Consider the following 25,719-nt stretch of genomic DNA (forward strand, 5'->3'; position numbering starts at 1 on the left):
AGGTAACCGCCGGTCGGCGTGGGTTTCCGAAACCGGACTTACGGGCACGTACCGGACCTTCTGTCGCCGGTTCCGGTTTCAGCCACCCAGCCTCGGGCACGCCACACCGATACCCCGACACAGCTGCGAGGTGGTTGACGTGCGTGAGGACGACATGCGGCAGGACGCCGCCCGGCGGGCCGAGCAGCGGGTCGCCGGAGGCGTGTACGGCGAGGGCGCGCTCGACGAGGTCACGGTGCCGCAGACCGACGTCGAGCGGATGCGTCAGGAAGTCGACCCGGACGACCCGGCGGACGTACCCGTCGACCCGACGGTGCTGCGCGACGGCGGACCGACCCGGGGTCAGGGCGCGGTGACCACGACCGGCGGTACGGCCGGCCCGGCCAGCGTGCGCCGGGTGGCCCGGCAGCCGGAGAAGCACCCGGGCAAGGTGGCGCCGACGACCACAGGTGACGCGAGCACAGGTGGCCTGAGCACCCCGGCCGGCGGCTCCACGAGTGACAACTCGGCCACCGGCGCCCAGGTGGGCAACTTCACCAACAACCGCCCCAACCCGGGCTGACCGAACAGCGGAACGGCGGGAGGCGGCCTCGGGCCGCCTCCCGCCGCCGTGTCCGCGCTTCCCCCGTGGACGCCTGACTGTCCCGTCACGCACTCGCCGATCTTGCACTTTCGGCCCGCCGAATGCCCGCTTCGCGAAGCATGCCCGGGCCACAACTCCATGATCGACGGACCCGGGGAGGCGGAACCCGATGGGGTGGGTTAGGGGGTGCGGAGGATGCCCAGGCGCTGGGTCGCTCTTGTCAGGGCCACGTAGAGGTCGCTGTGGCCCCTCGGCGACTCGGAGACGATGCGGGCCGGGTCCACCACCAGCACCGAGTCGAACTCCAGGCCCTTCGCCTGCTCGGTGGTCAGCACCACGATCCGGTTCGCCAGCTCGGGCTGCTCGCCCACTGTCGCCTCCGGCAGCGCCGCCACCACCGCGCCGCCCAGCTCGGTCACCCGGCCGGTGGGCACCAGCACGCCGAGGCGCCCGTCGCCGAGCGACGCGGCCTCCCCGGCGGTCGCCTCGACCAGCTCCGTCACGAGCCGGTCCGCCGGTACGGTCCGGTCCCACGGCGGTACGCCGGTGGCGCGTACCGAACGGGGTGGCCGCAGCGCCGGGTCGATCTCGGCCAGCACGTCGGCGGCGACCGCCATGATCTCGGCCGGGGTGCGGTAGCTGACAGTCAGCTCCTCCAGCCGCCACCGGTCCGCCACGTACGGCGCCAGGGCCTCGCCCCACGACGGCGTGCCGGCGAGCGCGCCGGTCTGCGCCACGTCGCCGACTATCGTCATCGACCGGCTGGGGCAGCGGCGCATCAGCAGCCGCCACGCCATGGGCGACAGCTCCTGCGCCTCGTCGACGATCACATGCCCGAACGCCCACGTCCGGTCGGCGGCGGCGCGCTGGGCGGTGGTGAGCCGGTCGGACTCCTCCTGCCGCTCGGAGAGCCGGTCGGCGTCGATCAGGTCGGTCACGCCGAGGATCTCACCGCCGTCTGCCTCGTCCTCCACGTCGATGGAGCGGGAGCCGCGCCAGATCTCCAGCACGCCCTCGGCGTACTCGCGTTCCAGCGCCCGGATCCGCTCCCGGCGGGCCACCGCCGCGCGCTCGTCCTCGCCGAGCAGCTCGGCCGCCTCGTCCAGCAGCGGCACGTCGGCGGGCGTCCAGCCGCCCGGCTCGCGGTGCAGCGCGGCCCGCTCGGCGTCGGTGAGCATCGGCGCGGCGGTGGCGATCCGCTCCGGTGAGGCGTACAGGTCGGCGAGCAGGCGTTGCGGGGTCAGCACCGGCCACAGCTCGTCCAGCGCGGCCCGGATCTCCGGTTCCTCGCGCAGCTCGCGGCGGATCTCCGCGCGGTCGGCCTCGGAGAGCAGGTTCTCCCCGCCCAGCGGGTCGGCGCCGATCCGCTCGGCCACCTGGTCGGCGAGCGCGTGCACGATCTCCACGTCGAACAGGGCGCGGGCCAGGTTGTGCGGCCGGCCGGTGCGGCGTACCCGGTCGCGGGCCTGCCGCACGGTCTCCGGGTCGAGCGTCAGCACCTCCCGCTGCGGCAGCTCGATGGTGACCGGCTCGTCCGGCACCCACTGCCGGTCGCGTACCGCCGCGGCGAGCACGTCGGCCAGCACCGCGCGGCCCTTCAGCGCGGCGGTGGTGGCCGGCTCCGTGCGCCGGGCGTGCACGCCGGGGAAAAGGTCGGCCTGGGTACGCAGCAGCACGCCGGTCTCGGCGAGCGTGGGCAGCACCTGGGAGATGTAGCGCAGGAACGTGGCGTTCGGGCCGACCAGCAGCACGCCCCGGGTGGAGAGCTGCTGTCGGTGGGTGTAGAGCAGATACGCGGCCCGGTGCAGCGCCACGGCCGTCTTGCCGGTGCCCGGCCCGCCCTGCACCACCATGACGCCGGGCAGGTCGGCGCGGATGATCCGGTCCTGCTCGGCCTGGATGGTCTCGACGATGTCGCGCATCCGGCCGGTGCGCCCGGCGTTGAGCGCGGCGAGCAGCGACGCCTCGCCGGTCAGCTCCTCGTGGGCGGTGGGGGAGGCGGCGGTGATGTCCAGCACCTCGTCGTTGAGCCCGGTCACCTTGCGGTCGCGGGTGCGCAGGTGGCGACGGCGGCGTACGCCCTGCGGGTTGGCGGCGGTGGCCAGATAGAACGGGCGGGCGGCCGGGGCACGCCAGTCCATCAGCAGCGGGTCGTAGTCGCCGGAGGAGTCGAAGATCCCGATTCGGCCGATGTAGCGGACCGTGTCGTCGTCGCCGTCGAGGCGGCCGAAGCACAGGCCGCTCTCCACCGCGGAGAACTGCTCGACCTGGTCGGCGTACATCGCGACCGTCGAGTCGCGCTGCGATCGAGCCTGCTGGGTTCCGCCGGTGTGGCGCAACTCCTCGTCGAGCCGCCGGGCGGCCTGTTCCCGCATGCCGTCCAGCCGGTCGTACAGCATCGAGACGTATTCCTGTTCCCGGCCGATCTCGTCGTCCTGGCGCAGGTCAGCCGACACGTCGGAGTGCGTTGACAATCCGGCTCCTCATTGACTAAAATTGCCGCAGGAATGGCATTCAGAAGCCATTCCTTTTTTGTGCCTGAACTGGTAAAGATAGCGCGTCGACCGCCACCCGACCAAGCCCGGACACGACTCGGGGCCCGGCCGACGCGCGTCGACCGAGCCCCGGGCACGGCATGTCTCAGCCCTTTGCCGCCTCGTAGAGCCGCTCCGGCGTGACCAGCCCGGCGATCACCCGGCCGTCGTCAGTCAGCAGGACGCTGAACAGCTTGCCGCTGAGCAGCCGCCCGCTGCCCCAGTCGCCGCTGACCTTCGGCAGGTCGCCGAGCACCTTCGACAGCATCTCCGCGTCCGGCGCGTCCGCGCCGCCGTCCTTCGCCGCCCCGTCGATCTTGGCGACCACCACGGTGGTCCAGCCGGTGCCGACGGTACGCACGTCAGGCTTCTCGGCGTCCTTCCGGTCGAACCGCTTACCCGCCGGTCCGGGCCGCTCGCCCTCGGTCGCCTCGGTGACCTTCACGCCGGGCGGCGGGTTGAACCGGAACTGGTCGGCCGACGGCGTGCGGAAGTCGACCTGGGTGAACGCCACCTGGAACGCCGGCTCGTCCTGCCCGTCGGCGAGCACCTGGAGGCGCAGCGGCACGTGCTCCTTCGCGTCCAGCGCGATCCGTACCTGGTGGACCAGGGAGGCCTTGTCGCGCGGGGTGAGCACCAACTCGTACGCGCTGCGTCCGGCTACTGTCGCGGTGCGGCCGACGGTGACCGCAGTGGTCGGGTCGATCGCCTCCAGCGCCCGGTCGGCGGCGTCGGCCGGGGTGGCCGGCACGACGGTCCGGTCCGGCGCGTCGGCCGGCAGCACCCGGTGCGTGGCGGTGTTCGCCCGGCTGTTCCACGTCCAGACGTCGCGCCCGTTGCGCAGGATGTCCTGCTCGCCGAGCGTGTCGACGAGCGCGAGCCGCTGCCGGTCCTCGCCGCCGTACCAGACGCGCAGCGTGTGCGTACCGGACACCAGGCCGGCCAGGTCGTTGCCGGCGGCCTGCCCGGCGAGCGCGGCGATCGGCGGCAGGCCGAGGTCGGCGCGCTGCACCACTGTGCCGGAGAGCCCGTCCAGGCGGGACGTGCGCAGGTCTTCCAGGAGCTGGGCGGCGCTGCGCGGCGGCAGCGCCGGGTCGGCGCCGGCGGCGAACGTGCCGACGGCGGCGCCACCGCCGATCACGGCGACCCCCGCGGTCACCGGGACCAGCCAGCGCAGCACGGCGCGGTTCTTCATCACTGACATAGTGTGCACCTCCTGCGCACCATGCTGCGCGGTCGTCGCTGTGACCACGCTGAGGAGATCCCCTACGGGTGAGCCCGTGGTGGCACCCTGGACCGGTGCGCTTGCTGGTGGTGGAGGACGAGACGCGGCTCGCGGCGGCGTTGCGCCGGGGCCTGTCGGCGGAGGGCTTCGCGGTCGACGTGGCGGCCAACGGCCCGGACGGGCTGGACGCGGCCCGGCACGGCGAGTACGACGCGATGATCCTCGACGTGATGCTGCCCGGTCTCTCCGGCTACGAGGTGGTGCGCCGGTTGCGTGCCGAGCAGCGCTGGCTGCCGGTGCTGATGCTGTCGGCCAAGGACGGCGAGTACGACCAGGCCGACGGCCTGGACTGCGGCGCCGACGACTACCTGACCAAACCCTTCTCGTACGTGGTGCTGCTGGCCCGGCTGCGGGCGTTGCTGCGCCGCGGCGCGCCCCGGCGGCCGGCCGTGCTCACCGTCGGCGACCTGCGCCTGGACCCGGCCCGCCGCCGGGTCACCCGGGCCGACGCCGAGGTGGTGCTGACCAGCCGCGAGTACGCGCTGCTGGACTACCTGATGCGCCGCCCCGGCGAGGTGGTGTCGAAGACCGAGCTGCTGGACCACGTCTGGGACGCCTCGGTCGACACCGCGCCGAACGCGGTGGAGGTCTACGTCGGCTACCTGCGCCGCAAGATCGGCCGGGAGCGGCTGGAGACGGTGCGCGGCGCGGGCTACCGGCTGGCCACATGAGCCGGTGGGTACGCGGCCCGCTGCCGCGCCTCGGCCTGCGGGCCCGGCTGCTCGCGCTCGGTGTGCTGGGGCTGGTGGCCGGGTTCGCGTTCGGCTCGGCGCTGCTGCTCGGCGCGCTGGGCTGGACGTTGCAGCGCTCGGTCGACGAGGAGGCGCTGCGTACCGCCGACGCGGTGGCGCGGCTGGCCGCCGAGGACGCGCTGCCGGATCCGCTGCCGGTCGCGGGTGGGCAGTTGCGGGTGCAGGTGGTCGACGCGCAGGGCCGCATCCGGGCCGCCTCGATCGACGCGGACCGCCTGGTGCCGATGCTCGGCCCGGACGAGCTGCGTCCCGGGCAGCGGCAGCGGCTGGTGGTGGACGGGCGGCGTGCCGGCATGCCCGGCCCGGTCCGGGTGGTCACGGTGCCGGCCGGCACGGCGCAGGAGCCGCGTACGGTGCTGGTGGCCAAGTCGCTCACCGACGTGCGGCACAGCCTGCACGTGGTCCGCAACCTGCTGCTCGTCGGCTTCCCGGTGCTGGTCGCCGGGCTCGGGGTGGTGGCCTGGCGGGTGGTGGGCGCGACGCTGCGGCCGGTCGAGCAGTTGCGCAGCGGCGCCGCCGAGATCACCGGGCGGGCCGGGGCGGAGCGGCTCCCGGTGCCGGCCGGGCAGGACGAGATCCACCGGCTCGCTGTCACGCTCAACGACATGCTCGACCGGCTGGCCGCGTCCCGGGACCGGCAGCGGGCGTTCGTCGCGGACGCCGCGCACGAGCTGCGCAGCCCGCTGACGAACATGCGCACCGAGCTGGAGGTGGCCCGGCGGCTCGGCGACGACACCGACTGGCCGGCGGTCGCCGACGACCTGCTCGCCGACACCGAACGGCTCAGCCGCCTGGTCGACGACCTGCTGCTGCTGGCCCGCCTCGACGAGCAGGACGTGCGGCCGTCGCCGGTCGGCCCGGTGGAGCTGGGGGAGCTGCTGCGGACGGTGGCGGCCCGCTACCCGTCCCCGCCGGTGCGGCTGACGCCACCCGACGGGCCGCTGTGGGTCGAGGGAGACGCGGGGGAGCTGCGCCGGGTGCTGGTGAACCTGGTGGACAACGCGCTGCGGCACGCGTACTCCGGTGTGGAACTGGCAGTGGGCGGGCCGGACGGCGCGTACCACCTGATCACGGTGACCGACGACGGGCCGGGCATCCCGGCGGCGGACCGGGAGCGGGTGTTCGCCCGGTTCACCCGGCTCGACGACGCGCGGGCCCGCGACGCGGGCGGCGCGGGCCTGGGCCTGGCCATCGTGCGCGAGCTGGTGCGCCGGGCCGGCGGCACGGTGGAGCTGGGCGACGCGACGCCCGGCGCCGCCGCGCCGGGGCTGCGCGCGACGGTACGGCTGCCCGCGCTGGCCGAGCCGGACGGGGAGTGAGCGGTCAGCGGCGTTTGGTGCAGACCGGCCCGGTGCGGGCGACCGTGTCGGTGGACCAGACGAGCGCCACCGTGAAGCAGTAGTCGGTGGTGCGGTCGAGCCCGTAGGCGATGTAGTCGACCGAGCCGGCGGGCAGCGTGGCGAACGTGCCCTGCGGCTGCCCGGCGCGGCCCCCGGCGACCACCACCGGCCCTTCGGCGCCGGCCGGGTACGTCCAGCTCAGCACGATGCTGTCGCGCCGGTCGGTGAGGGTGAACCGCCCGGGCGGCGTGCCGGGCGCGGCGGCGGCCGGCGTGGTCGGCGCGGGTCCGGCGGAGGTCGGCGGCGGCGCGCTGGAGGGCGGTGCGCCGGAGGCCGGAGGCGGCGTGCCGCGGCCGTCGTCGACCCGGGACACCCCGGCGATCACCGCGATGGTGCCGAGCAGCAGCGCCACCGCCACGCCCAGCACCACCAGCGGCAGCTGGGGCCGGGTGCGACGTTCGGCGGCCGGTGGCCGGGGCACGTGCACCGGCAGGTACCTCGACGGCGGCTCGGGCGGCGGTGGCGGCACCCGGCGTACGCCGGCCGGCTCGTCGTCGGCGAGCCCGACCACTGTGGGCGGCAACGGGTCGGCGTCCGGGCGCCACGGCTGCTCGGCCGGCCCGTCGGGCGGCCACGGATAGTCGTCGAACGCGTCGCCGTCCGCCTCCGGCGCGGCTCGCGGTGTCGGCACGTGCGCGGCCTCGGCGGCGCGGCCGGGCGGGTGGTAGAGCGGCGTCTCGACCGGGTCGTCGAGCGCGGGCGGGGAGTAGGGCGGCAGGTCGTGCGGCCCCTCGGTGGCCGGTGGGACCCGGGCGGCGGGCACCACCGGCGCGGTCCGGGCGGGCGGCGCCTCGGGGGCGGGCGCGGGGCAGACGTGGTCCGGGTCGGCGGCGGCGCGGGCCAGCCCGGCCACCTGGGCGGCGAGCGGGTCGTCGGGATCCAGGTGGTGGCGGCACAGTTCCTCGGCGAGCGTCAGGTGCTCGTGCGAGTCGGCGTACCGGCCGCAGTCACGTTCCATCGCGCCGAGCTTGGCCAGCATCTTGATGCCGCTGGGATGGCCGTCGCCGTAGACCTCCCGGTGCAGCTCCCAGGCGTCCTGCAACCGGTCGCGGGCCACCTCGCACTGGCCGCGCGCGTACTCCACGGTGGCCAGGTCGGCGTGCGCGGCGAGCACCCGCTGCGACTCCGGGCCGTCGCGGGCGGTCAGCTCGATGATCACGTCGGAGTAGAGCCGGGCGGCCCGGGCGTCGCTGCCGACCCGGTGCAGCACCGCGGCGAGCGTCGCGGCGGCGGTGACGGTGCGCTCGTCGGAGCGGCCGAACAGCCGGGTGGACGCCGCATACGCGAACGCGGCCCAGCCGCGCGCGGAGTGCGGCTCGCCGAGTGCGACGAGCAGCCGGGCCTGGAGCCCGGCCGCCTCGGCCAGCTCGGGGGAGGCGTTGCCGGGACGGGGATCGGCGTCGCTGAGCGCGTCGGCGAGCAGCCGTTGCGCGCCGTCGAGGTCGCCTTCGGACACCAGTTGGTGCGCCTGGACGGTCAGGTCAGCGAAGCCGGAGGACACGCCCCATCGTGCTCGTCCGGCGACGGTATGTACAAGCCCCGGAGTGGATCAGTTTGGTCCCGAATCCGTCAGGTGGTCGGCGAGCGTCTCGCTGATCCGCCGGAGCTGGTCGACCTGGGCCGGGCTGAGCGCGTCGAACAGGTGCCGGCGTACCCCCTCGACGTGGCCGGGAGCGGCGCCGGCCAGGGTGGCGAAGCCCTCGCCGGTGAGCACGGCGACCTGCCCGCGCCGGTCGGTGGGGCAGTCCTCCCGGCGGATCCATCCGGACGCCTCCAGCCGGGCGGCGGCGTGTGACAGCCGGCTGCGCGACGAGCCGGTCAGCTCGGCCAGCTCGCTCATCCGCAGTCGCCGGCCGGGGGCCTCGGAGAGGCGGACCAGGATCTCGTAGTACGCGTGCGGCATGCCCGCGTCGCGTTGCAGCTCGCGGTCGAGCGTGTCCATCAGCGCCCGGGAGGCGGTCAGGAAGGCCCGCCAGGTCCGCTGCTCGTCGGGATCCAGCCACCGGGTCATGACGACCATCATACCGGCAATAGTTGAACGTTCAACAAAGCCGGGGTACGGTCGTTGACATGGGCATCCACCGACTCAACCACGCCGTCCTCTACGTCAGTGACCTGGAACGCAGCGTCGCCTTCTACCGCGACGTGCTGGGCTTCCGCCGGGTCCCGATGACGCCCGAGGGCTTCCGGGGCGCCGCCTTCCTCCAGGCGCCCGACTCCACAAACGACCACGACCTCGGCCTGTTCTCCATCGGCGCGGCGGCCGGGGGGTCCCAGGCCGGCCGGGCCACCGTCGGCCTCTACCACCTGGCCTGGGAGCTGGACACGCTCGACGAGCTGGGCGCCACCGCCGAGCGGCTGTCCGCCGCCGGTGCGCTGGTCGGCGCGTCCGACCACGGCACCACAAAGAGCCTCTACGGCCGCGACCCGGACGGGTTGGAGTTCGAGATCGTCTGGATCGTCCCGGCCGATCTGCTCGACGACGCCGCGCTCGCCGCGCGTACCCGCATCGGGCGGCTCGACCTCGACCGCGAGCGGCAGCGCTACGGCGGGCAGACCCGCGGCGGCGTGGGCATCTCCGTCCCGGTCTGAGCGGGGTTCCCGGCCGCGCCCGCCGCGCGGTGCGGTAGAAACGGCACCATGTCCACCGACGCCCTCCTGCGCGAGCTGCTCGTCCGCCGGCTCGACCACTGGCTCCCCGCCGCGCTGCACCGGGCGCGGCGGGCCACCCTCGCGCTCGCGTACGCCGGAGACGACGCCTCCGGCGCGGAGGAGGCGCTGCGGGTGGTGGCCGAGTTCGCCGACCGGCTGCGCGGGCGGCGGCTGACCGTGCTGGTGGTGGCCGACGACGGCACCGACCTGCCGGTACGCCTCGGCGCGGCCGAGGCCGCGCTGCCGCCCGACGTCGCCGTGCACCTGGTGCCCGGCGGCCCGGACCGGCTGCCGGTGGCGCTCAAGGCCGCCGGAGCGGCCGGCGCTCCGCTGCTCGTCGTCGCCGACGGCGCCGACCCGGACCCGGCCCTGCTGGCCGCCGCCGCGTCCGGGCGTCCGGCCGAGCTGCTGCTCGTCACCGCGCCCGGCCGGCCGCTGCGCCAGGTGCTCACCGACGCGGGGTTCCCGCTCGTCACCGAGGTCGAGCTGGTGCCGGACGGGGACGGTCCGGCCCGGCTGCTCGGCTACGGCACCGGCTCCGACCGAGGGCTGGAGGCGGTCAAGGACGCGCTCTGGGCGGTCGACGAGTACGCCGGCGTGCGCTACCGCGACCCGGCCGACCCGCAGGGCCGGCTGCTCGACATCTCGCTCGACCCCGAGCCCGGCCCGCTGCGCCGGGAACTGCTTGCCGAGCTGGCCCGCTCCGGCCCGCGTACGGTCACCGAGCTGCGCCGCTTCGCCACCACCTCGACCGTCTACCGGGCCGCCGACGCCAACCGGGCGCTGGCCTCGCTGCTCGCCTCCGGCGCGGTGACCCGCGACCCGGAGCACGGCCGGCTCGGCGGGGACGTGCTGATCAGCGCCGTCCCGAACGCTGCGTCATCTGCTTGACCACTATCGACGCCCCGGTGGCGACCACGCCGATGCTGAACACCATCTGCGCGCACACCGCCACCCGGGCGATCTGGCCCTGGGCGTGCACGTCGCCGTAGCCGACGGTGGTGAGCGTCGCCAGCGCGAAGTAGAGCGCGTCGACCCGGGTCCGCAGCCCGGCGAACTCGCCCGGCCGGGTGTTCGCCACCACGTAGTCGCCGAGCGCGAAGACGAGCAGCCCGGCGATCAGCGCGACCGCGAGCCGGGTCAGCGCCCGGTCCTCGTCCCGGCCGGTCGGCTGGTCCCGGACGAGCTGGCGGCGGACCTGGCCGGTGACCAGGAACGCGATCACCGCCACCAGCATCAGCGTGCCGGCCGAGCGCAGGGCCAGCCGCAGGCCGTTCGGGTCGGCCTCGACCGGCACGAGGAAGTAGCCGGCGAGCATGAGCAGGCAGGCCGTCACGGCCCGCCGTCTGATCCGCCGCAGGGACAGGTCCACCATGCCGCGATTCTCCGGTCACCGGTGCGCCGCGGTCGGCGGAACCGCGAACCCCGCCGGTACGACGATCGGGGCGCCGGCCAGTAGCCGGCGCCCCGATCCACGTCCGGGTGTCAGGCCCGGGTCTTGTCCTGCTTCCACGACAGCGGCCCCGGAAGGTCCACGCGGTGGGCGCGGGTGTTCGAGTTCCAGGACCAGCGGCCGATCTTGATGCTCCACGACGAGAAGCCGTTCTGGGTGAAGTGGAGGATCAGCGGTCCGTACTTCTTGCGCTTGCGGAACTGGACGCCCATCGGGGGTGCCTCCTTCGTCTCCCTGCCTCTGCAGTCGTCTCCATGCCTTCGCGGCAACGAACATGCCCGGATCGACGATTCGCGAAACCATGCCCGGTCCGCTCTGGACGGTGGGACTCGCGCCCGGCAAAATCTCTATCCAACGGGTAGGTCTTAAGGAGTCGTAAATGCTGGTGAAGACGGTTGGTAACAATGCCAGCGACGAAGGTCTCACTCTTTGGAAGGGCGTTGACCGGCGCCGAGAGCGGTCGGCAGCATGAGAGCCGGTCGCCCCGCATCGCTTCCCTCATCCGGGGGTACCGGGAGAGAACACAGCGCCGCCGCTGCTACCCCTGTACTGGAGGCTCTCGTGGACCACGTGACATCCCCGCCGCGCCGTGAGCCGGTGCCGTCGTGACCACCGTGGACCGGCCCGGCGCCGGGACCGTCGAGCTGCGCCCCGTCGACGTCGACTCCTTCCGCGACCTGCTGCGCCGCCAGGCGTCCACGGTCACCGTGGTCACCACGCCCGGCCTGCGCGGCAACCGGATGCGGCCGGACCTGCCGCCGGCCGGCTTCACCGCCACCTCGTTCACCTCGGTGTCGCTCGACCCGCCGCTGGTCTCGGTCTGCCTCGGCCGCGCGTCGTCGAGCTGGCCCACCGTCGAGCAGGCCGAGCACGTCGCCGTGCACCTGCTCGCCTCCGGGCAGCAGGAGATCGCGCAGATCTTCGCCACCAGCGGCATCGACCGGTTCAGCGCCCACCCGGGCTGGACCACCGGGCCGTTCGGCGTGCCGCTGATCGGCGACGCGCTGGCCGTGCTGCTGTGCCGGGTGGTGCGCCGGATCGAGGCGGGCGACCACACCATCCTGCTCGGCGAACCGCTCGCGCTCGGCGCGGGGGAGGACGGCGACCCGCTGCTGCACCACGGCGGCCGCTACACCACCACGCTCGGCGACTGGCCCGAGGCGTGGTGACCGCCGCCGTCGACGAGCTGATCGCACTCGACCGGGCCGCCCAGGACCTGCTGTTCCGGGCGGCCCGCACCGCCAACGCGTTCACCGACGAGCCGGTCGGCGACGAACAGGTCCGCGCCGTCCACGACCTGATCCGGTACGGCCCGACAGCGATGAACGCCCAGCCGCTGCGGGTGCTGCTGCTGCGTTCCCCGGCGGCCCGGGCCCGGCTGCTGCCGTACGTCAGCGCCGGCAACCGCGACAAGACGGCCACCGCGCCGCTGACCGCTGTGCTCGCCGCCGACGTGGACTGGCACGACCGGCTGCCCGAACTGTTCCCGCACCGCCCCGGCGCCCGCGACTGGTTCACCGGCGACCCGGCCGGCCGGGAGGCGCAGGCCCGGTTCAACGCCGCGCTCCAGATCGGCTACCTGCTGGTCGGCGTACGCGCCGCCGGGCTGGCCGCCGGACCGATGGCCGGCTTCGACGCCGCAGCGGTGGAACGGGAGTTCTTCCCCGGCGGGCGGCACCGGGTGCTGCTGCTGATGAACATCGGCCGCCCGGCGCCGGACGCCTGGCGGGAACGGCTGCCGCGCCTGCCCTACGAGGACGTGGTCGGCACCCTGTGAGTCAGCGCGGCTCCCACGCGTCCGGCTGGGCGGTCAGCTTGCGCACGTGCGCCGGCAACCGGCCGCTGACCAGCTCGTCCAGGCTCACCTCGTCGACCACCCGGCGCACCGAGGCGCGCACCGCCACCCAGAGCCGGGGCAGGTTCTCCGCCGCGCCCTCGTACCGGGTCTCCTCGGGGCGCAGCCCGCGTACCCCGGCCAGCGGACCGTCGACGGCGCGCAACACGTGCCCGATGGTGATCTCACGCGGCGGCCGGGCCAGCGTGTAGCCGCCCTCGGCGCCGCGCTGGGCCCGGACGACCCCGGCCCGGCGCAGGTCGGCCAGGACCGCCTCGAGGAACTTGCGCGGCATGTCCTGCTCCGCCGCGATGGCCTGGGTGGACAGCAGGGTCGGGTACGCGGTGGCCAGGCTCAGGGCTGCCCGGACCGCGTAGTCGCCGCGCGCGGAGATCTGCACAGTGCCATCATGCCTGGCCGCCCGGCACGGGGGAGTCGGCGGGCGGCCGGGGTCGCACCAGACGGACGGGCAGCGGGCGCTCGCGCTCGGCCCGGAACGTCCCCGGGCTCACCCCCACCTCGCGGGTGAAGAAGCGGCCGAAATTGGTCGGCTCGGGAAAACCCAGCTCCCGGCCGACCGCGGCGATCGACTCGTCGGTGGCGGCGAGCAGCCGGCACGCCTGCAACGCGACCCGCTCGTCGATCACCTGCTTGGCGCTGCGGCCGGTCACCGCCAGGCAGGCCCGGGTCAGGGTACGCACCGAACAGCCGAGATCGGCGGCGTAGTCCTCGACCCGGCGGGTGTGCCGGTAGCCGCGTTCCACCTCCCGGCACAGCCGCCGGAACGTCTCCGTCTCGGCCCGCGGCGTCGCGCCGTCGCCCGGGCGCGGCAGCAGGCTCAGCCGCAGCAGCAGGACGGCGAGCTGGTGGCGCAGCAGCGCCGCGGCGGCCGGCACCAGCGCGTGCCGGTCGGCGTCCACGGCGAGCTGGCTCACCTCGCTGATCACCGCGTCCTCGTCCTCACCGGCGAGCTGGCGGTGGGCGGGCACCGCGTCCGGGTCGACGTCGAGGCCGCGCAGCGCGTCCGGCCGCCAGCTCACCACCGTCGCGTCGAGCTGCGCGCCGACGAACCGCAGCGCCTGCCCGGGATGCGCGCGCAGCAGCGTGCCCGGACGGCAGGGGACCGGCCGGAAGTCCAGCTCGGCGGTGCCGTGGCCGTGGGTGACCAGGATCAGCAGATCACGGTCGAGCAGGACCGGGCGGGGCCAGCCGGGTTCGGCGGCGAGGTCGCCGAGCACACCGGTGACGATCTCGTCGGTGCCGGAGCGGAGCCGCGGCGGGCCGGTGCGGGTGGCCGGGGAGGGCTGACCGGTAGTGACCATCATCCCGACGGTAACCGGAGCGCCCGCACGTTGCATCTCGACGGTTTCGCCCGCTCTTGTCGGCAGCCGAGCCCGGCGGTTAGGTTACCGATCGGTAAGACCCCGGGCCGGGGTGCGCTGCATACCCGGCCACGCGGCCCCGGCCGACCGGCCCGCGGCCCGGCGACGGCGATGGGACGAACATGACGGATCTGTTCTCGGTCGACGGCAAGACGGTCCTGGTGACCGGCGGCTCACGCGGGATCGGGCTGATGATCGCCCGGGGCTTCGTCCGGGCCGGCGCCAAGGTGATCATCTCCTCGCGCAAGGCGGACGTGTGCGAGTCGGTCGCCAAGGAACTCTCCGCCGAGGGCCACTGCGAGGCGATCCCCGCCGACCTGGGCAGCGACGCGGGCGCGCTGGCGCTCGCCGAGGCCGTCCGGGAGCGCCACGACCGGCTGCACGTGCTGGTGAACAACGCGGGCGCCACCTGGGGCGCACCGCTGGAGGAATACCCGGAGGGCGCCTTCGACAAGCTCTGGGCGGTCAACGTCAAGGCCGTCTTCCGGCTCACCACCGCGCTGCTGCCGCAACTGCGCGCCGCCGCCGGCGCCGACGACCCGGCCCGCGTGATCAACATCGGGTCGATCGACGGCATCCGGGTGCCCTGGATGGAGGTCTACGCGTACTCGGCCACCAAGGCGGCCGTGCACATGCTCACCCGCGGCCTCGCCCACCAGCTCGCCGGCGAGCAGATCACCGTCAACGCGATCGCGCCCGGACCGTTCGAGAGCAAGATGATGGCCTTCGCGCTGGACGACCCGGAGTCGCGCGCGGCCATCGAGCAGCAGGTGCCGCTGGGCCGGATCGGCCGGCCCGAGGACATGGCGGGCACGGCGATCTACCTGGCGTCGCGGGCCGGCGCGTACCTGACCGGAGCGGTCATCCCGGTCGACGGCGGGATCACCACGCGCGGCTGACGCGTACCCCCGGTCGGAGACGGCCCGGGGCCGCGCGGACTCGGCAGATCCGCGCGGCCCCGGGTGTCGCCGTGTCAGCGACCGGCCAGCAGCCGGTTCACCGCGGTGTCGACGTCCAGGTGCTCGGCCTCGCGGCCGCGCGGGACGACGACGTAGGTCCGGCGCAGGAAGCGCACCAGCACGCTGCGCGGGACCTCGAACAGGGCGTTGCCGTCCGGGGACGACAGCGCGAGCGCGACGAAGTCGCCGCGCGGGGTGGCCCACGGCCAGACCCGCACATCACCGATGCCGGCCGGCTCGTCGAGCCCGGTGACCAGCAGTTCGCGAGCGAACGACCAGCTCACCGCCTCGCCGCCGGCGGACTCGGCGTGGAACAGGACATGGACCGCATACGGGTCAGCAGGGTCGTAACGCAGACTGGCACGCACCGGCAAGGCGGTGGCGTCAGGCGCGACGAGCCTTAGCGACGTCTCGACCTCTACGGTCGTCGGTCGGATGACACTCATGGACGTTCTCCCCCCGGCACCGCTGCGGAACGCGCGTGTCCCGCTTTTCCCATACTCAGGTGCTGCTCCTGGCTACGCTCCGCCATACGCTGACTTCACCCAGTGGTGGGAAGGGGTTCCGAAAGCCCCCGGGACCGCCCGGCCCCGCGTAGACTTTCCGGTTCCGCCCACTCCGTCGTCCCGCCCGGCAACGGGTGGTTCAGTCGTCGACTTACTCCGGTAACGTCCAGTCGTCAGCAGGGGTGACGGTCGCGGGCGACACTGGGGGTGGAAATGGTCACGAGGGGCTCCTCGGTGACGTCGCGGACCACGGCCGAATCGCCGAAAGGTGCGGCCCGAGCAGCCGAAAGTCGGGGGTACGAGGTGCCGGTGGAAGGGCGGTCGCAAGGCACTCTCACGGAGCAGCCGCGGCGGCGACAGGGCTGGCGGGGACGCCTGCACACCACGCTCGACCTCATTCGCGCCAACCCCACCGGCCGCGTCGCCCTGAAGATCTTCATCGGCATCCTCGGCGCCATCGTGGTCACCGTCGGTATCGCGCTGATCCCGCTGCCCGGGCCCGGCTGGCTGCTGGTCATCGCCGGCCTCGGCGTCTGGGCGGTCGAGTTCCACTGGGCGCGGCGGCTGCTCGCGTTCACCCGCCGCCACGTCAACTCCTGGACCCGCTGGGTCACCCGGCAGTCGATGCCGGTGCGCTTCGTGCTGGGCGCGGTCGGGCTCGTGTTCGTGTCGGTGGTGGTGTGGCTGTCGCTCAAGTACAGCTTCGGCATCGACGTGGTGGCGGAGGCGCTGCACTACCTCGCGACGCACTGAGGCCCGGTTTTTGGTCCGGGCGGGTGATCGGGTAGAGTCATGCGCGCTGAGGGCGATTAGCTCAGCGGGAGAGCGCTTCGTTCACACCGAAGAGGTCACTGGTTCGATCCCAGTATCGCCCACCATGAATAAGGCAAGCTCAAGGCCCCTCAGTCGAGGGGCCTTGACTCGTATCTGAGGGGTTACTTGTTGCCCGGAGGCAGCGAGAAGGCAGCAAAGGACTTCAACACCCGCCGGTCCCGCTCAGCCGTCGAGTGGGTGTAGCGATTCAGCGTCGTAGACGTCTGCTCATGACCCATCACCTTCGCCACGTCGTTGATCGGCACACCGTCGGACACCAGCCATGTTGCGTAGGAGTGCCGGAGGTCGTGAAAGCGCAGTGCCATCGGTAGGCCGGCTCGTTGCAGGGACGGCTTCCAGACGCGACTTCGGAAGGTGCCCCGCCGGATTGCCTCGCCCGTGCCTGTGGTGAAGACGAGCAGCTGCCCATGGGTTCGGTAGGCGCGCTCGTGCTCGGTGAGCGAATCGACGGCGAAGGGTGGGATCGGCACCGATCGCCGGCCCGCCTTGGACTTCGGGTACGGCTTGATGGTGACGTGACCCGACACCTCCTCGGCGACGCGAACGACGCGGACGACGCCCAGGCCGAGGTCGAGGGCATCCCATTGGAGGCCGGCGCATTCTCCCCACCTGAGCCCTGTGCCGGCGGCGAGGGCGACGAGTGCGCGGTACTGGGCTGGCACGGCCGTGAGGAGCCGGGGCAACTCCTCACGGGTGATGGTCAGGTCATCGGTATCGGTTCGCCGCCGGGGCGGCAGGCGGACACCCTCGCACGGGTTGAAACCGATGATCCTGTCACGGACGGCTGACCGAAGCACCGCCGACATCAACCGGTAGCACTCCGCGATGGAGGCTGGCGAGAGCCGCTCGCCGAGGCTGGTCACCCATGCTTGCACCGCCGAGTGCTCGATGCTGGACAGTGGTTGCGAGCCCCACCGAGGGATTACGTGATTGCGCATCACGGAGGCGTCCCGCGCGGCGGTGGTCTTCTCGCTGTTACGAGCGGCAAGCCAACGATCGGCGTAATCACCGAAACGAGCTCGGCCAGCGTCCGGGGCGACATATAGGCCGCGGTTCAATGCCGACTCGACTTCGGCGAGGAAGGCGTTGGCCTCCCGCTTGGTGCGGAACGTCTTCGATCGCTGTTTCCCAGCGGGGTCACGCCAGCAGGCACGGTGTCGACCAGCCGGAGTCTTTCTGACGAAGCCCATCAACGCCCCCGTCCACGGTCGGTGCCGGTGGCGGTCGGCTGTTCCGTGACGCCGTCGAGCCAGGCATGAAATCGCGTGCGAGGGATCAGCCAACGGCCGCCGAGGCGGGTGGCGGGAATAGTGCCGTCGCGGACGAGGGTGTACGTGCTGCCAAGCGAGATACCGAGCAGCTTGGCGACCTCCCGGACGGTGTAGGTGACCGGTTCGACGGCCGATCCGCCGGAGCGCGGGAGCAGCCGGACGACGGAGCCTGTGCGGGCAGTGGCGCTCATGAAGGGTGACCTCCTCAGGTCTGTTGGGTCAGGCGGCGGCCGGGACGGTGCCGGCCGGGTTGTTGGTGAGTTCGTGGGCGAGTTCTTCGCGGCCGATGGTTCGTCGCTCTCTGGCCATGGCTGCGGCGGTGTTGGCAAGGAGAGCGTCTCCGGTGGTGTGCCAGCCGACGCCGGCGAAGGTGAGGGTGCCGACGATCACGGTGGTGGTGTCGCCGAGGTGGTCGGCGGTGCGTGAGATGCCGGGCTGTTCGTCGACTTGGTGCTCGTGGTCGTGGCGACGGAAGGCAACGCGGGTGTTCCGCAGAAGTTGGAAGGTCACCGAGTAACGGCGGGCTTTGGTGAGGAAGTGGCCGCCGTAGCCGAGCATGTGAGCCCACCGCCGTAGGCGGGTGTACGGGTTGCCGCTGGCCGGTTTCGGCGGTTCGGCGTCAAGGGCGGCTTGACGGTCGGCGATGCAGACGGGGCAGGCGGCGTATCGGGTGTGGGTGCCGCAGTCGGGGCATTCCCAACGCGGGACGAAGCCGGGGCGTGGCCGGGGTTCGCGGGGCCGTTCGGACAGCGGGACGGGGGTGCCGGTGGGTCGGCCGATGCGCCAGCAGGCGTCGATGAGGCGGGCGGTGTGGTCGCCGTCGGGGTCGGCGTAGTCCCCGATGCTGTCGGCGGTCAGGCGGGTGGAGGTGTGCCCGGTGGCCTCGGTGCTCTTGGTGGCGTACTTGGCAAGGTATCCGGCGACGAGGCTGTCCGTGACCTCCCCGGTCCCGTCGGCGGTGATGGGTTTCAAGTCGAGTTGCTCGCCCCAGGCGATCGGCCAGCCGTCGGGCCGCTCGGGGTGGTGCGGGGTGCGGAAGGTGACCTGTCGGGCGGCGTGCCGGAGCGCCTCGACGAGGTCGTCAACGGTGAACCCGGCCGGTGGGGGAACGATGGCGTCGAGGTCGTCGGGTTCGACGCCGTCGAGGCGGACGATGGCGTGGAAGTGCACAGCTCCGCGTGCTTGGAGTTCGGCGACCTTGCCGGGGGAGAGGCGGACCGGGGGCAGGGTGCGGAGCTTGCCGGAGGCGGTGCGGACTTCGACGCGGGGGATGCCGCGGCGGTGGGCGAGCTGCGCGAGGTGGCGTTCGGCGGCTTGCTTCGTGCGGTGCCACAGCTTGCCGGAGAAGATGTTCCAGACGACCTGGTGGCCATGGTCGTAGCAGTCCAGACACAGCGGGCGGCCGATGGCGGCATCGCCCTGCTCGTGGCGGGCCCAGCAGACCGCCGGGCGGCCGTGGACGCAGAGGCCGGTGTCGCGGCGGGCGTGGCAGGGCTCGGCGCGGCAGTCGCAGCGGCGGCGGTTGCGGCAGGTGTGTCGCTTGACGACCCGGGCGTGGACCGTGCCGAACGATGGCGCGGTGAAGGTCGCGAAGACCGCTGGATGCGACGCGACGCTGTCGGGGACGCCTTTGCCGCCGATGAGCCCGGCGCGCAGGAGTTGGAATGCGTCGCGCTGGTAGGTCTGCGCGCAGGCCGGGCAGACCCTTGACCGGCGGTTGCCGCACGCCTTGTAGATGGCGGCGTCGGGCATGGCGTCGGTGTGCCGGGAGTCGAGGACGCGGCCGGTGGCGGGTTCGACGGTGTAGAGGCTGCCGGCGAGCCTGATGGGGCGGGTGCAGCCGGCGGCGGCGCGGACGTGTTCGATCCAGCCGAAGTAGTCGGGCTGCTGCGCGCGTTGGAAGGCGGAGCCGGCGGCGGTGTAGCCGTAGACGGTGGCGGTGGTGTCGGCGTTCGAGCCCACCCCCCGGGCCGAAGCACGGGGGGTGAGATCCAGCGTCGAGGCCATCAGGCGGACACCTCGTCGAGGTGCCGAGTGGTGATGGTGTGTTGGGTGACGATGATCCGGCAGGCCCCGCACTGGCGGTCGGCCGGTTCGTGCCGGTAGCAGGGAACAACGGCGGTGGTGTCGCCGCAGCGGATAGTGACCGGGGTCCGGCAAGGACCGCCGGGGATGACGTCGATGACGGTGCGCCGGGTGTCGAAGATGTGCGGCACCGTGTAGGCCGGGCAGGTGTGGGTGACGTACTCGATGTCGACGACGTAGATGGTCATCGGGCACCACCGGCGACGGGCGTGCCGTTCACGGCCGTGGTGTGACCGTTGATGGAGTGCAGCAGTTCCCGGGCAATCGCCGGGGTGACGGTGAGCAGGGCGGCAAGTTCGTCGGCGGTGATGGGTCGGCCGTTAGTCTGCTCGTGCTGGCGGATGGCGAAACGGGCGGTGGGCACCAGGTGCGCGGGGACCTCCGGCCGGGCGGCCGGGATCGGGGTAAGCGCGGGTGCCTCGATGACAGCCGGCGCGGCGGCCGGCGGGGTGCCGACGACGGCGGTGGCGTCGACGGCTGGCGTGGTGGTGTCCGGCACGGCGGCAGGCGATTCGGTGGTGTGCTCGTTGGTGGCAGCCAGGTTGCGGGCGGCGGCGAGCAGAGCGGCGGCTTCGGCTTCGATGGCGGCAAAGTCCGGTCGGATGCGTCCGGCGACGAGTTCCACGCCGATGACGAGGACGACGACCAGGGCGAAGACCAGGCGCAGGCCGAGACTGCCGGGGGAGGCGAAGTTGATGGTTGCCGACAGCAGCGCGGCGCAGGCGAACACGACGAGTGCTCCCCGTTTGGCGTCTTTGGCGATGCCGGAAGTTCGGACGACGGTCAGCATCGACACCATCGCGGCGTCGAAGATCAGGGGGACGAGGTAGGCGAAGTAGCCGGCGTTCTGGGTCCACAGGTAGTGGGCTTGGTGTAGGTAGCTGGTCAGCAGCGCACCGAGCAGAACGAAGCGGTTGTACCGCTTGATGGAGCCGATCGCCTTGAGCATGGCGGGTACGGCGTTGCGGGCGTACTCGGCGGCGAATTCCTGGGTGAAGGTGCTCGGGTCAGTGCTCGACATGGGGAGTCACCTCCGGTGCCGGGATGCTGTCGAGGGGGATGAGGTCGACCACGCCGGAGCAGTGGGCGCACATGATCGGGGCCAGGCCCTGGGCGGCGAGCTGCTGCCGGAAGCAGGGCAGGCAGGTGAAGTCGGCGGGGAACAGTCCGTCGCCTTCACAGAGGGCGCAGGTCCCGAGGCAGACGGGGCAGGGCTTGTAGACCGGGCCGAGGATGTCGTGGATGCCGGCAGGGCTGCTGCCCTCGATGCACCACAGGCACGGGTCGGACAGGTGGAAACTCATCGCACGCCTCCCATGTAGGCCATGGCGATGCCGATGAGCAGGACGACGGCGAAGGTGATGAGGACAGCCATCAGTGGCCTCCGGTGCAGTCGAGGCAGGAGCCGGTACGGCGGGGGATGTAGTAGGGCTTGAGCTGGCCGCAGTGGCGGCAGGTGCGACGGGCACGAAGCGCCTTGGCGATGGCCTCCCGCTGGGCCGGGGTGGCGGTGCGCTTGGGCGCGGCCAGGTCCAGGCGGTAGAGGTAGGCGACCCGGCGCTGTTTGCGGTGCCGCCAGTAGATCTGCGCGATCGGGTCTTGGCCGTTGGGGCGAAGGCCGGCGGCGCGGAGCTGCCGCACGGTGGCCAGGCCGGACGGTGCGGCGTGGTAGGGGAAGGTGGGGAACCCGTAGCGGGTGCCGTCCGGGTCGTAGAACTCAACCCGGATGCCGGTGCGCTCGGTGAGCACGTCGAGGTCGTTACTGCGCAGGTCGGTCACGGCTTCTCACCGCCCCATCGCTGTTGGGCGGCTTGCTTGGAGATGCCGAGCCGGGTGCCGATCTCGGACCAGGAGTAGCCGAAGGCCCGCAGGCCGACGACGGCCTCTCCGATGGCCTCGTCGATGTTGGTCGACAAGGCGACCAGGTCGCGGAGCGCTTCGACGTCGCCAGCGGCGACGCGGCGACCGTGAGCGCGGATGATGCGCCGGGCGAACGCGGCGAACTCGTCGTTCTCGACAACGTCCCGGCGACGCTGCGAAGGAACACGCGGCGTCAAGGGCTTCTTGACGGTGTTCATCGGTTCTCGCCCCCGTCTGTGTGGAGGCGGTCCCATTCGTCGGCAGCGGCCAGAAGGGCGGTGACGACCTGCTCGGCGGTGCGGGCCGGGTCGTCGTTCCACGAGTAGGGGGAGATGTGCTCGTCGAGCAGGTAGCCGTCCTCGTCGATGCAGAACAGCGGGTAAAAGATGTCGAGGTAGTCGACGAACGCGGCCATGGCCGCGAGGTAGTCGGCCAGGGCGTCGGGGTCGAGCTGGGAGAAGTGCTCGACGCGGTGGCCGGCGCTGGCGATGCCGATGGCCCCGGCGGCGCAGGCCGGCGGGGTGGGCGTGTCGGCGGTGGTGGGGGCGTAGTAAGTGCCCTGGTGCCAGCCGTGCCGGCGCAGATAAAGGGCAGCCATCCGCAGCAGGTCAGCAGTGGTGACCAGTGCGGTGGTGGGACGGTTTTGGGTAGCCTTCATGGCAGCCACGTCCTTTCGGGGCTGTTGGCGGAAGGTCGGCAGGACCAGCGGTTGCTGGCAGGCGTTTCTGGTCCTGTCGACCCGGTTACTTGGTGCGCAGCCGCAGGTAGCGGCGCTGGCGGGTGTCGTCGCCGCCCATCGAGCGCGGGGCGGACAGGTAGACGAGTCGGCCGCTGGCCGAGGCGACCTGGACCATGGCGGCGATGTCCTCGGGACGGCCGACGATCCACAGTTCGGTGAACTGGGCGGCGCGCTGGTTGTTGGCCTTGGCGTAGGCGTGTTCACGGGTGGTCATGCCGCTGCCTCCATGTCGACACCGCTGAGGTCGGGAATGAGGTCCGGTAGTGGCCGGGGTCGGCGGGTCCAGGCGGCGTAGTCGGCGATGTTGTAGATGTCGGTGTCGGTGAGGTAGGCGGCCTTGATGCGGCGGGGAACGCCGCCTTCGGCAAGGAGGTAGGCCGCGCCCTGGTTGGTGGGGGCGATGTCGGAGGCGGTGTAGCCCTGCTCGGCCCAGCCCTGGCCGAGGATGATGTTGGAGCTGTTCAGCGAGGTGCACCGGAACGCGGCCCGGTAGCCGAACAGGTCCCGCAGACTGGCGGGGATGATGTCCCACGACGGCCGCTGCGTCGCGGCGACCACCGGCATGCCGCAGGCGCGGCCGAGGGAGACGAGACCCCGCAGCAGGGTGGAGAACTCTTCCTGCTGTGCCTTGGTGCCGAGGACGGTGGAGAACATGGCGAGTTCGTCGATGACGGTGAGGATGACCGACATGCCGTCGCCGGGGGCGAGCTTGCGGCGCCGGTTGGCGAGCAGCCAGGTGTAGCGGTTCGTCGCCACGGTCAGCAGGCGGCGCAGCACCGAGATGCCCTGGTCGATGTCGGGGCCGATGAACGCATCGGCCAGGTCGCGCCAGGGGCCGAGTTCGACGAGCTTGGCGTCGAACAGCACGAGACGGGTGTTGTCGCACAGGACGCCGTGGCCGCAGATGTTGTTGACCAGGCCGGACTTGCCGCCTCCGGGCTCACCGGCGGCGAGCAGGTTGTGGTAGACGACGTCGAGGTAGACGGGCTGGCCGAACTCGTCGATCCCGATGAACACCGGGTCGAACATCGACAGGCCAGCACCCACCGGCACCGCACCAGCGGTCGTGGGAACGGTGGTCATGGGTTGCCCTCCTAGGGCGTTGTGGGCGCGGGAAGCCACACGAGCGAGCCGGTGAGGCTCCCCGCGTCCGAGGTGGGTTAGGGGTCAGATCCAGTCGGAGGTGTCGTCGTCCGGCAGGGACGACGCGGAGGAAGCCGCAGGCTTGCTGCCGTTGGCGGTCGTAGCCGGCGGCTTCTTGCCGGCGGCCTTGCCCTGGGCCGGAAGGGTGATCGCCGGGGCGTCGACGTCCGGCAGGTCCAGGGCGGTGGGCACCGTCAGCGGCGACGCCGACACGGGCGCGTTGCGGTCGATGGCGTCGACCAGCGGGGAATTCACCCGGGCGTTGAGCACCTCACGGCGCTTGATGTCGAACCGCAGGTACGCGGCGTTGCTCTCCCCGGCCCGCTCGATGAGCACGGTGGAGGCGTGGCAGGTCACGGCGATCTTGTCGAGCCGGGATTCCAGGTCCTTGGCCGACAGGCCTGGGCGCAGGTACACCCAGACCCGCTCACCGACCGGCGTGGGACGAGCCCACAGGATCAGCGGCAGCGAGCCGGACTGGTTGGCGATGATGAACTGCGCGAAGCACACACGCAGCCGGTGACGCACCACGAGGCACCATCCCCACGCCTTGACCTGGCGGCGGATGACCGGCACGGAGGCCGGGACGCCGACGACCAGGGCGACCACGATCAGGGTCACCACGGTCGAGGTGTGGTTGGCCAGCTGCACCCAGCCGGTCAGCAGTCCGGCGCTCAGCAGGGTTTCCGGGGTCCACCACCACAGCAGCCGGATGACCGGCCAGATCCGCACGAGCAGCCACACGAGGCCGCCAGCCGGAACGCCGATCAGGGCACCGACGAACAGGGCCACGATCGGGTGCCAGTAGGAGGCGGCTACCACGGCCGACAGGACACCGACGATGACGGCGGTGAGGATGAACGCCATGCGGGCGTTACGCGCGGAGGAACGGTGAACCTTGGCCTCGATGACCGTCACCGTTCCGGTTGACTTGCCGCCGAAGCGGCGGGGGCTAGACTTGGACACGACGAGTCCTCCCAATGCCAGTTGGGTCGGATGAGTGGCGGCACCGGGGTCGGCAGACGTAGGAGTCAGTACCGACCCCGGGCCATTTCCTTCGGGGTTGTCACCACTGCCAGGTGGCGACCGGACCGGGAGAAGTAGGAGTCAGGAACAACTCCCGGAACCGCATGTGGAGTTGAAACAGCGGACCGTCAGGCCGCTTGCGCGGTGGCCACGGACACCAGTGGCACACACAGCACGACGTGCGAAGTGACCTACTTGGCCGCAGAACCGTTCTTCGGCTTCAGGGACACCGCCCGGAACGCGACGCCGTTACGCCCGTTGGTCGCCCACGGAATGGCCTCCAACTGCTCGACCGCCAGGAAGTCGCCCACCTTCACGTTCGGCTTCTCACCCGCCGTCGTGATGGTGATGACCTCCCCGCCCGTCTCGTCGAGAACGAAGACCTGGGTGGACCACATGAGCCGGCCCGTGTTCTTCTCGGACTTCTGGTTGCCGTTCTGGTCGTTCTTCGGCTCCGGGTCCTTCGACGCCGTCACCTGCTTGCTCGTGGTGTCCACGTACAGCTTCACAACAGACCTCCTGTGTCTGAGCGCGTCCCCTGTGGACGACTGCTCTCGCGCGGCTTTGCTCGCTCGCACCTCAAGGAGACATCGAAGGAGGTGACGTCGGAACGGCTTTACGGGGACGCTTGGGACGTTTATAGTGATAGAAACGTCCCGCTGTGAGGAGCGACGATGGCAAACAAGCGATTGCGAGATGCTCTTGAGCGCTCCCGGATATCTCTCGCCGAGCTGGCACTGTTCACAGAGTGCGACGTCAAAACCGTCAGTCGCTGGCTCGGCGGCAGAGTCCCGCACCCTCGTACTCGCTTCAAAATCGCGAAGCGCCTAAAGGAAGACGAAGAGTACCTGTGGCCAGGAGCCCGAAGAGCCGCTGACGATACCTCGAACTCGGCGGGGATGGTCCAGTTCTACCCGACTCGCGGAGCGGTCCCCCACAACCTCTGGGACAGACTCTTGGATGAGGCAACGGACGACGTCGACATTCTTGTTTACGTCGGGATGTTCCTCACAGAGAAGCCCGATCTGCTGGACCGCCTTCGTGGGAAGGCAAACGCCGGCGCAAGGATCCGGATCCTGCTAGGCGACCGAGACAGCAGCGCCGTGAAACAGCGCAGCATCGAGGAGGGAATCGGACGCGAGACGATCTCGGCGAAGATCGACCACGCCAACGCGTTCTTCCGGCCGCTGCGCGGCGTGGCAGGAGTCGAGGTGAGAAGCCATTCAACTGTTCTCTACAACTCGATCTACCGCTTCGACAGGGAAATGATCGTCAACCCGCATGTCTACGGCAAGACAGCGCCCATGGCGCCGGCGATGCATCTACGGAAGACTGCAACCTACGGTCTCTTCGATACCTACGCCGCTAGCTTCGAGGCGGTCTGGGAGTCGTCGAGGCCATCAGAAGGTGGGCTCTAGCAG

At 72.0% G+C, this 25,719-nt stretch carries 32 protein-coding genes and 1 tRNA gene; 11 read left to right on the plus strand and 22 right to left on the minus strand.

From position 1 onward, the window contains the following. Positions 1–139: 139 nt before the first annotated feature. Complete coding sequence (locus AB0B20_RS16890; RefSeq protein ID WP_357471596.1) at positions 140–562, plus strand: hypothetical protein; 423 nt, start codon at positions 140–142, stop codon at positions 560–562. 200 nt (positions 563–762) lie between these two features. Here the strand turns inward: AB0B20_RS16890 and AB0B20_RS16895 are convergent, their stop codons facing one another. Continuing rightward, the gene (locus AB0B20_RS16895; RefSeq protein WP_357471745.1) at positions 763–2,982 is read right to left on the minus strand and encodes an AAA family ATPase; all 2,220 of its coding nucleotides are present in this window, start codon (positions 2,980–2,982) and stop codon (positions 763–765) included. Between the two features lie 241 nt (positions 2,983–3,223). After that, on the minus strand, positions 3,224–4,321 hold the full coding sequence (locus AB0B20_RS16900; RefSeq protein ID WP_357471599.1) for a sigma-E factor regulatory protein RseB domain-containing protein: 1,098 nt from the start codon (positions 4,319–4,321) through the stop codon (positions 3,224–3,226). A gap of 95 nt (positions 4,322–4,416) precedes the next feature. On the opposite strand from AB0B20_RS16900, the gene AB0B20_RS16905 reads away from it, so the two are divergent. Continuing rightward, the gene (locus tag AB0B20_RS16905; protein WP_357385664.1) at positions 4,417–5,073 is read left to right on the plus strand and encodes a response regulator transcription factor; all 657 of its coding nucleotides are present in this window, start codon (positions 4,417–4,419) and stop codon (positions 5,071–5,073) included. Beyond that, complete coding sequence (locus AB0B20_RS16910) at positions 5,070–6,473, plus strand: HAMP domain-containing sensor histidine kinase (protein WP_357471602.1); 1,404 nt, start codon at positions 5,070–5,072, stop codon at positions 6,471–6,473. Before AB0B20_RS16905 ends, AB0B20_RS16910 begins: the two co-directional genes overlap by 4 nt. A gap of 4 nt (positions 6,474–6,477) precedes the next feature. Here the strand turns inward: AB0B20_RS16910 and AB0B20_RS16915 are convergent, their stop codons facing one another. Continuing rightward, the gene (locus AB0B20_RS16915; protein WP_357471605.1) at positions 6,478–8,055 is read right to left on the minus strand and encodes a tetratricopeptide repeat protein; all 1,578 of its coding nucleotides are present in this window, start codon (positions 8,053–8,055) and stop codon (positions 6,478–6,480) included. A 48-nt stretch (positions 8,056–8,103) separates the two neighbouring features. Then, on the minus strand, positions 8,104–8,574 hold the full coding sequence (locus AB0B20_RS16920; protein WP_357471748.1) for a MarR family transcriptional regulator: 471 nt from the start codon (positions 8,572–8,574) through the stop codon (positions 8,104–8,106). Between the two features lie 50 nt (positions 8,575–8,624). Here AB0B20_RS16920 and AB0B20_RS16925 point away from each other — a divergent pair, with 50 nt between their 5' ends. Both AB0B20_RS16925 and AB0B20_RS16930 read left to right on the plus strand, forming a co-directional pair. Then, positions 8,625–9,146: a VOC family protein gene (locus tag AB0B20_RS16925; protein WP_357471608.1), complete on the plus strand. Its 522-nt coding sequence runs from the start codon at positions 8,625–8,627 to the stop codon at positions 9,144–9,146. A gap of 48 nt (positions 9,147–9,194) precedes the next feature. Continuing rightward, a complete protein-coding gene (locus tag AB0B20_RS16930) occupies positions 9,195–10,097 on the plus strand; it encodes a hypothetical protein (RefSeq protein WP_357385672.1) in 903 nt (300 codons plus the stop codon). On the opposite strand, the gene AB0B20_RS16935 is transcribed toward AB0B20_RS16930, so the two are convergent. Beyond that, a complete protein-coding gene (locus AB0B20_RS16935) occupies positions 10,063–10,581 on the minus strand; it encodes a potassium channel family protein (protein WP_357471611.1) in 519 nt (172 codons plus the stop codon). The two genes, AB0B20_RS16930 and AB0B20_RS16935, sit on opposite strands and share 35 nt — an antisense overlap. Before the next feature lie 110 nt (positions 10,582–10,691). Then, positions 10,692–10,871, minus strand: coding sequence for a DUF4236 domain-containing protein (locus AB0B20_RS16940; protein ID WP_013284922.1), 180 nt, complete (start codon positions 10,869–10,871; stop codon positions 10,692–10,694). 393 nt (positions 10,872–11,264) lie between these two features. On the opposite strand from AB0B20_RS16940, the gene AB0B20_RS16945 reads away from it, so the two are divergent. Continuing rightward, positions 11,265–11,828, plus strand: coding sequence for a flavin reductase family protein (locus AB0B20_RS16945; RefSeq protein ID WP_357385676.1), 564 nt, complete (start codon positions 11,265–11,267; stop codon positions 11,826–11,828). After that, positions 11,825–12,436, plus strand: a complete 612-nt coding sequence (locus AB0B20_RS16950) for a malonic semialdehyde reductase (protein ID WP_357471614.1) — start codon at positions 11,825–11,827, stop codon at positions 12,434–12,436. The genes AB0B20_RS16945 and AB0B20_RS16950 overlap by 4 nt, the downstream gene beginning before the upstream one ends. Before the next feature lies 1 nt (position 12,437). Here the strand turns inward: AB0B20_RS16950 and AB0B20_RS16955 are convergent, their stop codons facing one another. Both AB0B20_RS16955 and AB0B20_RS16960 read right to left on the minus strand, forming a co-directional pair. Beyond that, positions 12,438–12,893: an Rrf2 family transcriptional regulator gene (locus AB0B20_RS16955; protein ID WP_013284925.1), complete on the minus strand. Its 456-nt coding sequence runs from the start codon at positions 12,891–12,893 to the stop codon at positions 12,438–12,440. Positions 12,894–12,900: 7 nt separating this feature from the next. Next, positions 12,901–13,818 carry an AraC family transcriptional regulator gene (locus AB0B20_RS16960; RefSeq protein ID WP_357385681.1) on the minus strand — a complete coding sequence of 306 codons (918 nt, stop codon included), beginning with the start codon at positions 13,816–13,818 and terminating at the stop codon, positions 12,901–12,903. A gap of 179 nt (positions 13,819–13,997) precedes the next feature. On the opposite strand from AB0B20_RS16960, the gene AB0B20_RS16965 reads away from it, so the two are divergent. After that, a complete protein-coding gene (locus tag AB0B20_RS16965) occupies positions 13,998–14,774 on the plus strand; it encodes a glucose 1-dehydrogenase (protein WP_091427952.1) in 777 nt (258 codons plus the stop codon). Between the two features lie 74 nt (positions 14,775–14,848). Here the strand turns inward: AB0B20_RS16965 and AB0B20_RS16970 are convergent, their stop codons facing one another. Then, positions 14,849–15,280 (minus strand): SsgA family sporulation/cell division regulator, encoded by a 432-nt coding sequence (locus AB0B20_RS16970; RefSeq protein WP_007457244.1) that lies wholly within the window; start codon positions 15,278–15,280, stop codon positions 14,849–14,851. Positions 15,281–15,553: 273 nt separating this feature from the next. Between AB0B20_RS16970 and AB0B20_RS16975 the strand changes: the two genes are divergently transcribed. Then, positions 15,554–16,093, plus strand: a complete 540-nt coding sequence (locus tag AB0B20_RS16975) for a TIGR02611 family protein (protein ID WP_357385683.1) — start codon at positions 15,554–15,556, stop codon at positions 16,091–16,093. A 50-nt stretch (positions 16,094–16,143) separates the two neighbouring features. After that, positions 16,144–16,218 (plus strand) — tRNA-Val (locus AB0B20_RS16980). 57 nt (positions 16,219–16,275) lie between these two features. Here the strand turns inward: AB0B20_RS16980 and AB0B20_RS16985 are convergent. From AB0B20_RS16985 to AB0B20_RS17045, 13 genes are all read right to left on the minus strand, one after another. Beyond that, positions 16,276–17,364, minus strand: coding sequence for a tyrosine-type recombinase/integrase (locus tag AB0B20_RS16985; protein ID WP_357471617.1), 1,089 nt, complete (start codon positions 17,362–17,364; stop codon positions 16,276–16,278). After that, positions 17,364–17,636, minus strand: a complete 273-nt coding sequence (locus tag AB0B20_RS16990) for a helix-turn-helix domain-containing protein (protein ID WP_357471620.1) — start codon at positions 17,634–17,636, stop codon at positions 17,364–17,366. Before AB0B20_RS16990 ends, AB0B20_RS16985 begins: the two co-directional genes overlap by 1 nt. Positions 17,637–17,664: 28 nt before the next feature. Next, complete coding sequence (locus AB0B20_RS16995; protein WP_357471623.1) at positions 17,665–19,452, minus strand: replication initiator; 1,788 nt, start codon at positions 19,450–19,452, stop codon at positions 17,665–17,667. Next, entirely contained in the window at positions 19,452–19,718 is a 267-nt protein-coding gene (locus tag AB0B20_RS17000) for a hypothetical protein (RefSeq protein WP_357471626.1), read from the minus strand. The genes AB0B20_RS16995 and AB0B20_RS17000 overlap by 1 nt, the downstream gene beginning before the upstream one ends. After that, a complete protein-coding gene (locus AB0B20_RS17005; RefSeq protein WP_357471629.1) occupies positions 19,715–20,551 on the minus strand; it encodes a DUF2637 domain-containing protein in 837 nt (278 codons plus the stop codon). Before AB0B20_RS17005 ends, AB0B20_RS17000 begins: the two co-directional genes overlap by 4 nt. Further along, a complete protein-coding gene (locus AB0B20_RS17010) occupies positions 20,538–20,834 on the minus strand; it encodes a hypothetical protein (RefSeq protein WP_357471632.1) in 297 nt (98 codons plus the stop codon). The genes AB0B20_RS17005 and AB0B20_RS17010 overlap by 14 nt, the downstream gene beginning before the upstream one ends. A gap of 70 nt (positions 20,835–20,904) precedes the next feature. Next, positions 20,905–21,300, minus strand: coding sequence for an RRQRL motif-containing zinc-binding protein (locus tag AB0B20_RS17015; RefSeq protein ID WP_357471752.1), 396 nt, complete (start codon positions 21,298–21,300; stop codon positions 20,905–20,907). Between the two features lie 5 nt (positions 21,301–21,305). Then, positions 21,306–21,608, minus strand: coding sequence for a hypothetical protein (locus AB0B20_RS17020; protein WP_210895680.1), 303 nt, complete (start codon positions 21,606–21,608; stop codon positions 21,306–21,308). Continuing rightward, the gene (locus tag AB0B20_RS17025) at positions 21,605–22,048 is read right to left on the minus strand and encodes a hypothetical protein (RefSeq protein ID WP_357471634.1); all 444 of its coding nucleotides are present in this window, start codon (positions 22,046–22,048) and stop codon (positions 21,605–21,607) included. Before AB0B20_RS17025 ends, AB0B20_RS17020 begins: the two co-directional genes overlap by 4 nt. A gap of 85 nt (positions 22,049–22,133) precedes the next feature. After that, complete coding sequence (locus AB0B20_RS17030) at positions 22,134–22,343, minus strand: hypothetical protein (RefSeq protein ID WP_210895678.1); 210 nt, start codon at positions 22,341–22,343, stop codon at positions 22,134–22,136. Beyond that, positions 22,340–23,212, minus strand: a complete 873-nt coding sequence (locus AB0B20_RS17035) for an FtsK/SpoIIIE domain-containing protein (protein ID WP_357471638.1) — start codon at positions 23,210–23,212, stop codon at positions 22,340–22,342. The genes AB0B20_RS17030 and AB0B20_RS17035 overlap by 4 nt, the downstream gene beginning before the upstream one ends. An 84-nt stretch (positions 23,213–23,296) precedes the next feature. Then, positions 23,297–24,190 carry a hypothetical protein gene (locus AB0B20_RS17040; RefSeq protein ID WP_357471755.1) on the minus strand — a complete coding sequence of 298 codons (894 nt, stop codon included), beginning with the start codon at positions 24,188–24,190 and terminating at the stop codon, positions 23,297–23,299. A 299-nt stretch (positions 24,191–24,489) separates the two neighbouring features. Continuing rightward, the gene (locus tag AB0B20_RS17045) at positions 24,490–24,807 is read right to left on the minus strand and encodes a hypothetical protein (RefSeq protein WP_151010791.1); all 318 of its coding nucleotides are present in this window, start codon (positions 24,805–24,807) and stop codon (positions 24,490–24,492) included. Positions 24,808–24,972: 165 nt separating this feature from the next. Here AB0B20_RS17045 and AB0B20_RS17050 point away from each other — a divergent pair, with 165 nt between their 5' ends. Beyond that, positions 24,973–25,716 (plus strand): DUF5919 domain-containing protein, encoded by a 744-nt coding sequence (locus tag AB0B20_RS17050; RefSeq protein ID WP_357471643.1) that lies wholly within the window; start codon positions 24,973–24,975, stop codon positions 25,714–25,716. Positions 25,717–25,719 lie beyond the last annotated feature (3 nt).

The sequence above is a fragment of the Micromonospora sp. NPDC049151 genome, assembly GCF_040648395.1.
Taxonomy (GTDB): domain Bacteria; phylum Actinomycetota; class Actinomycetes; order Mycobacteriales; family Micromonosporaceae; genus Micromonospora.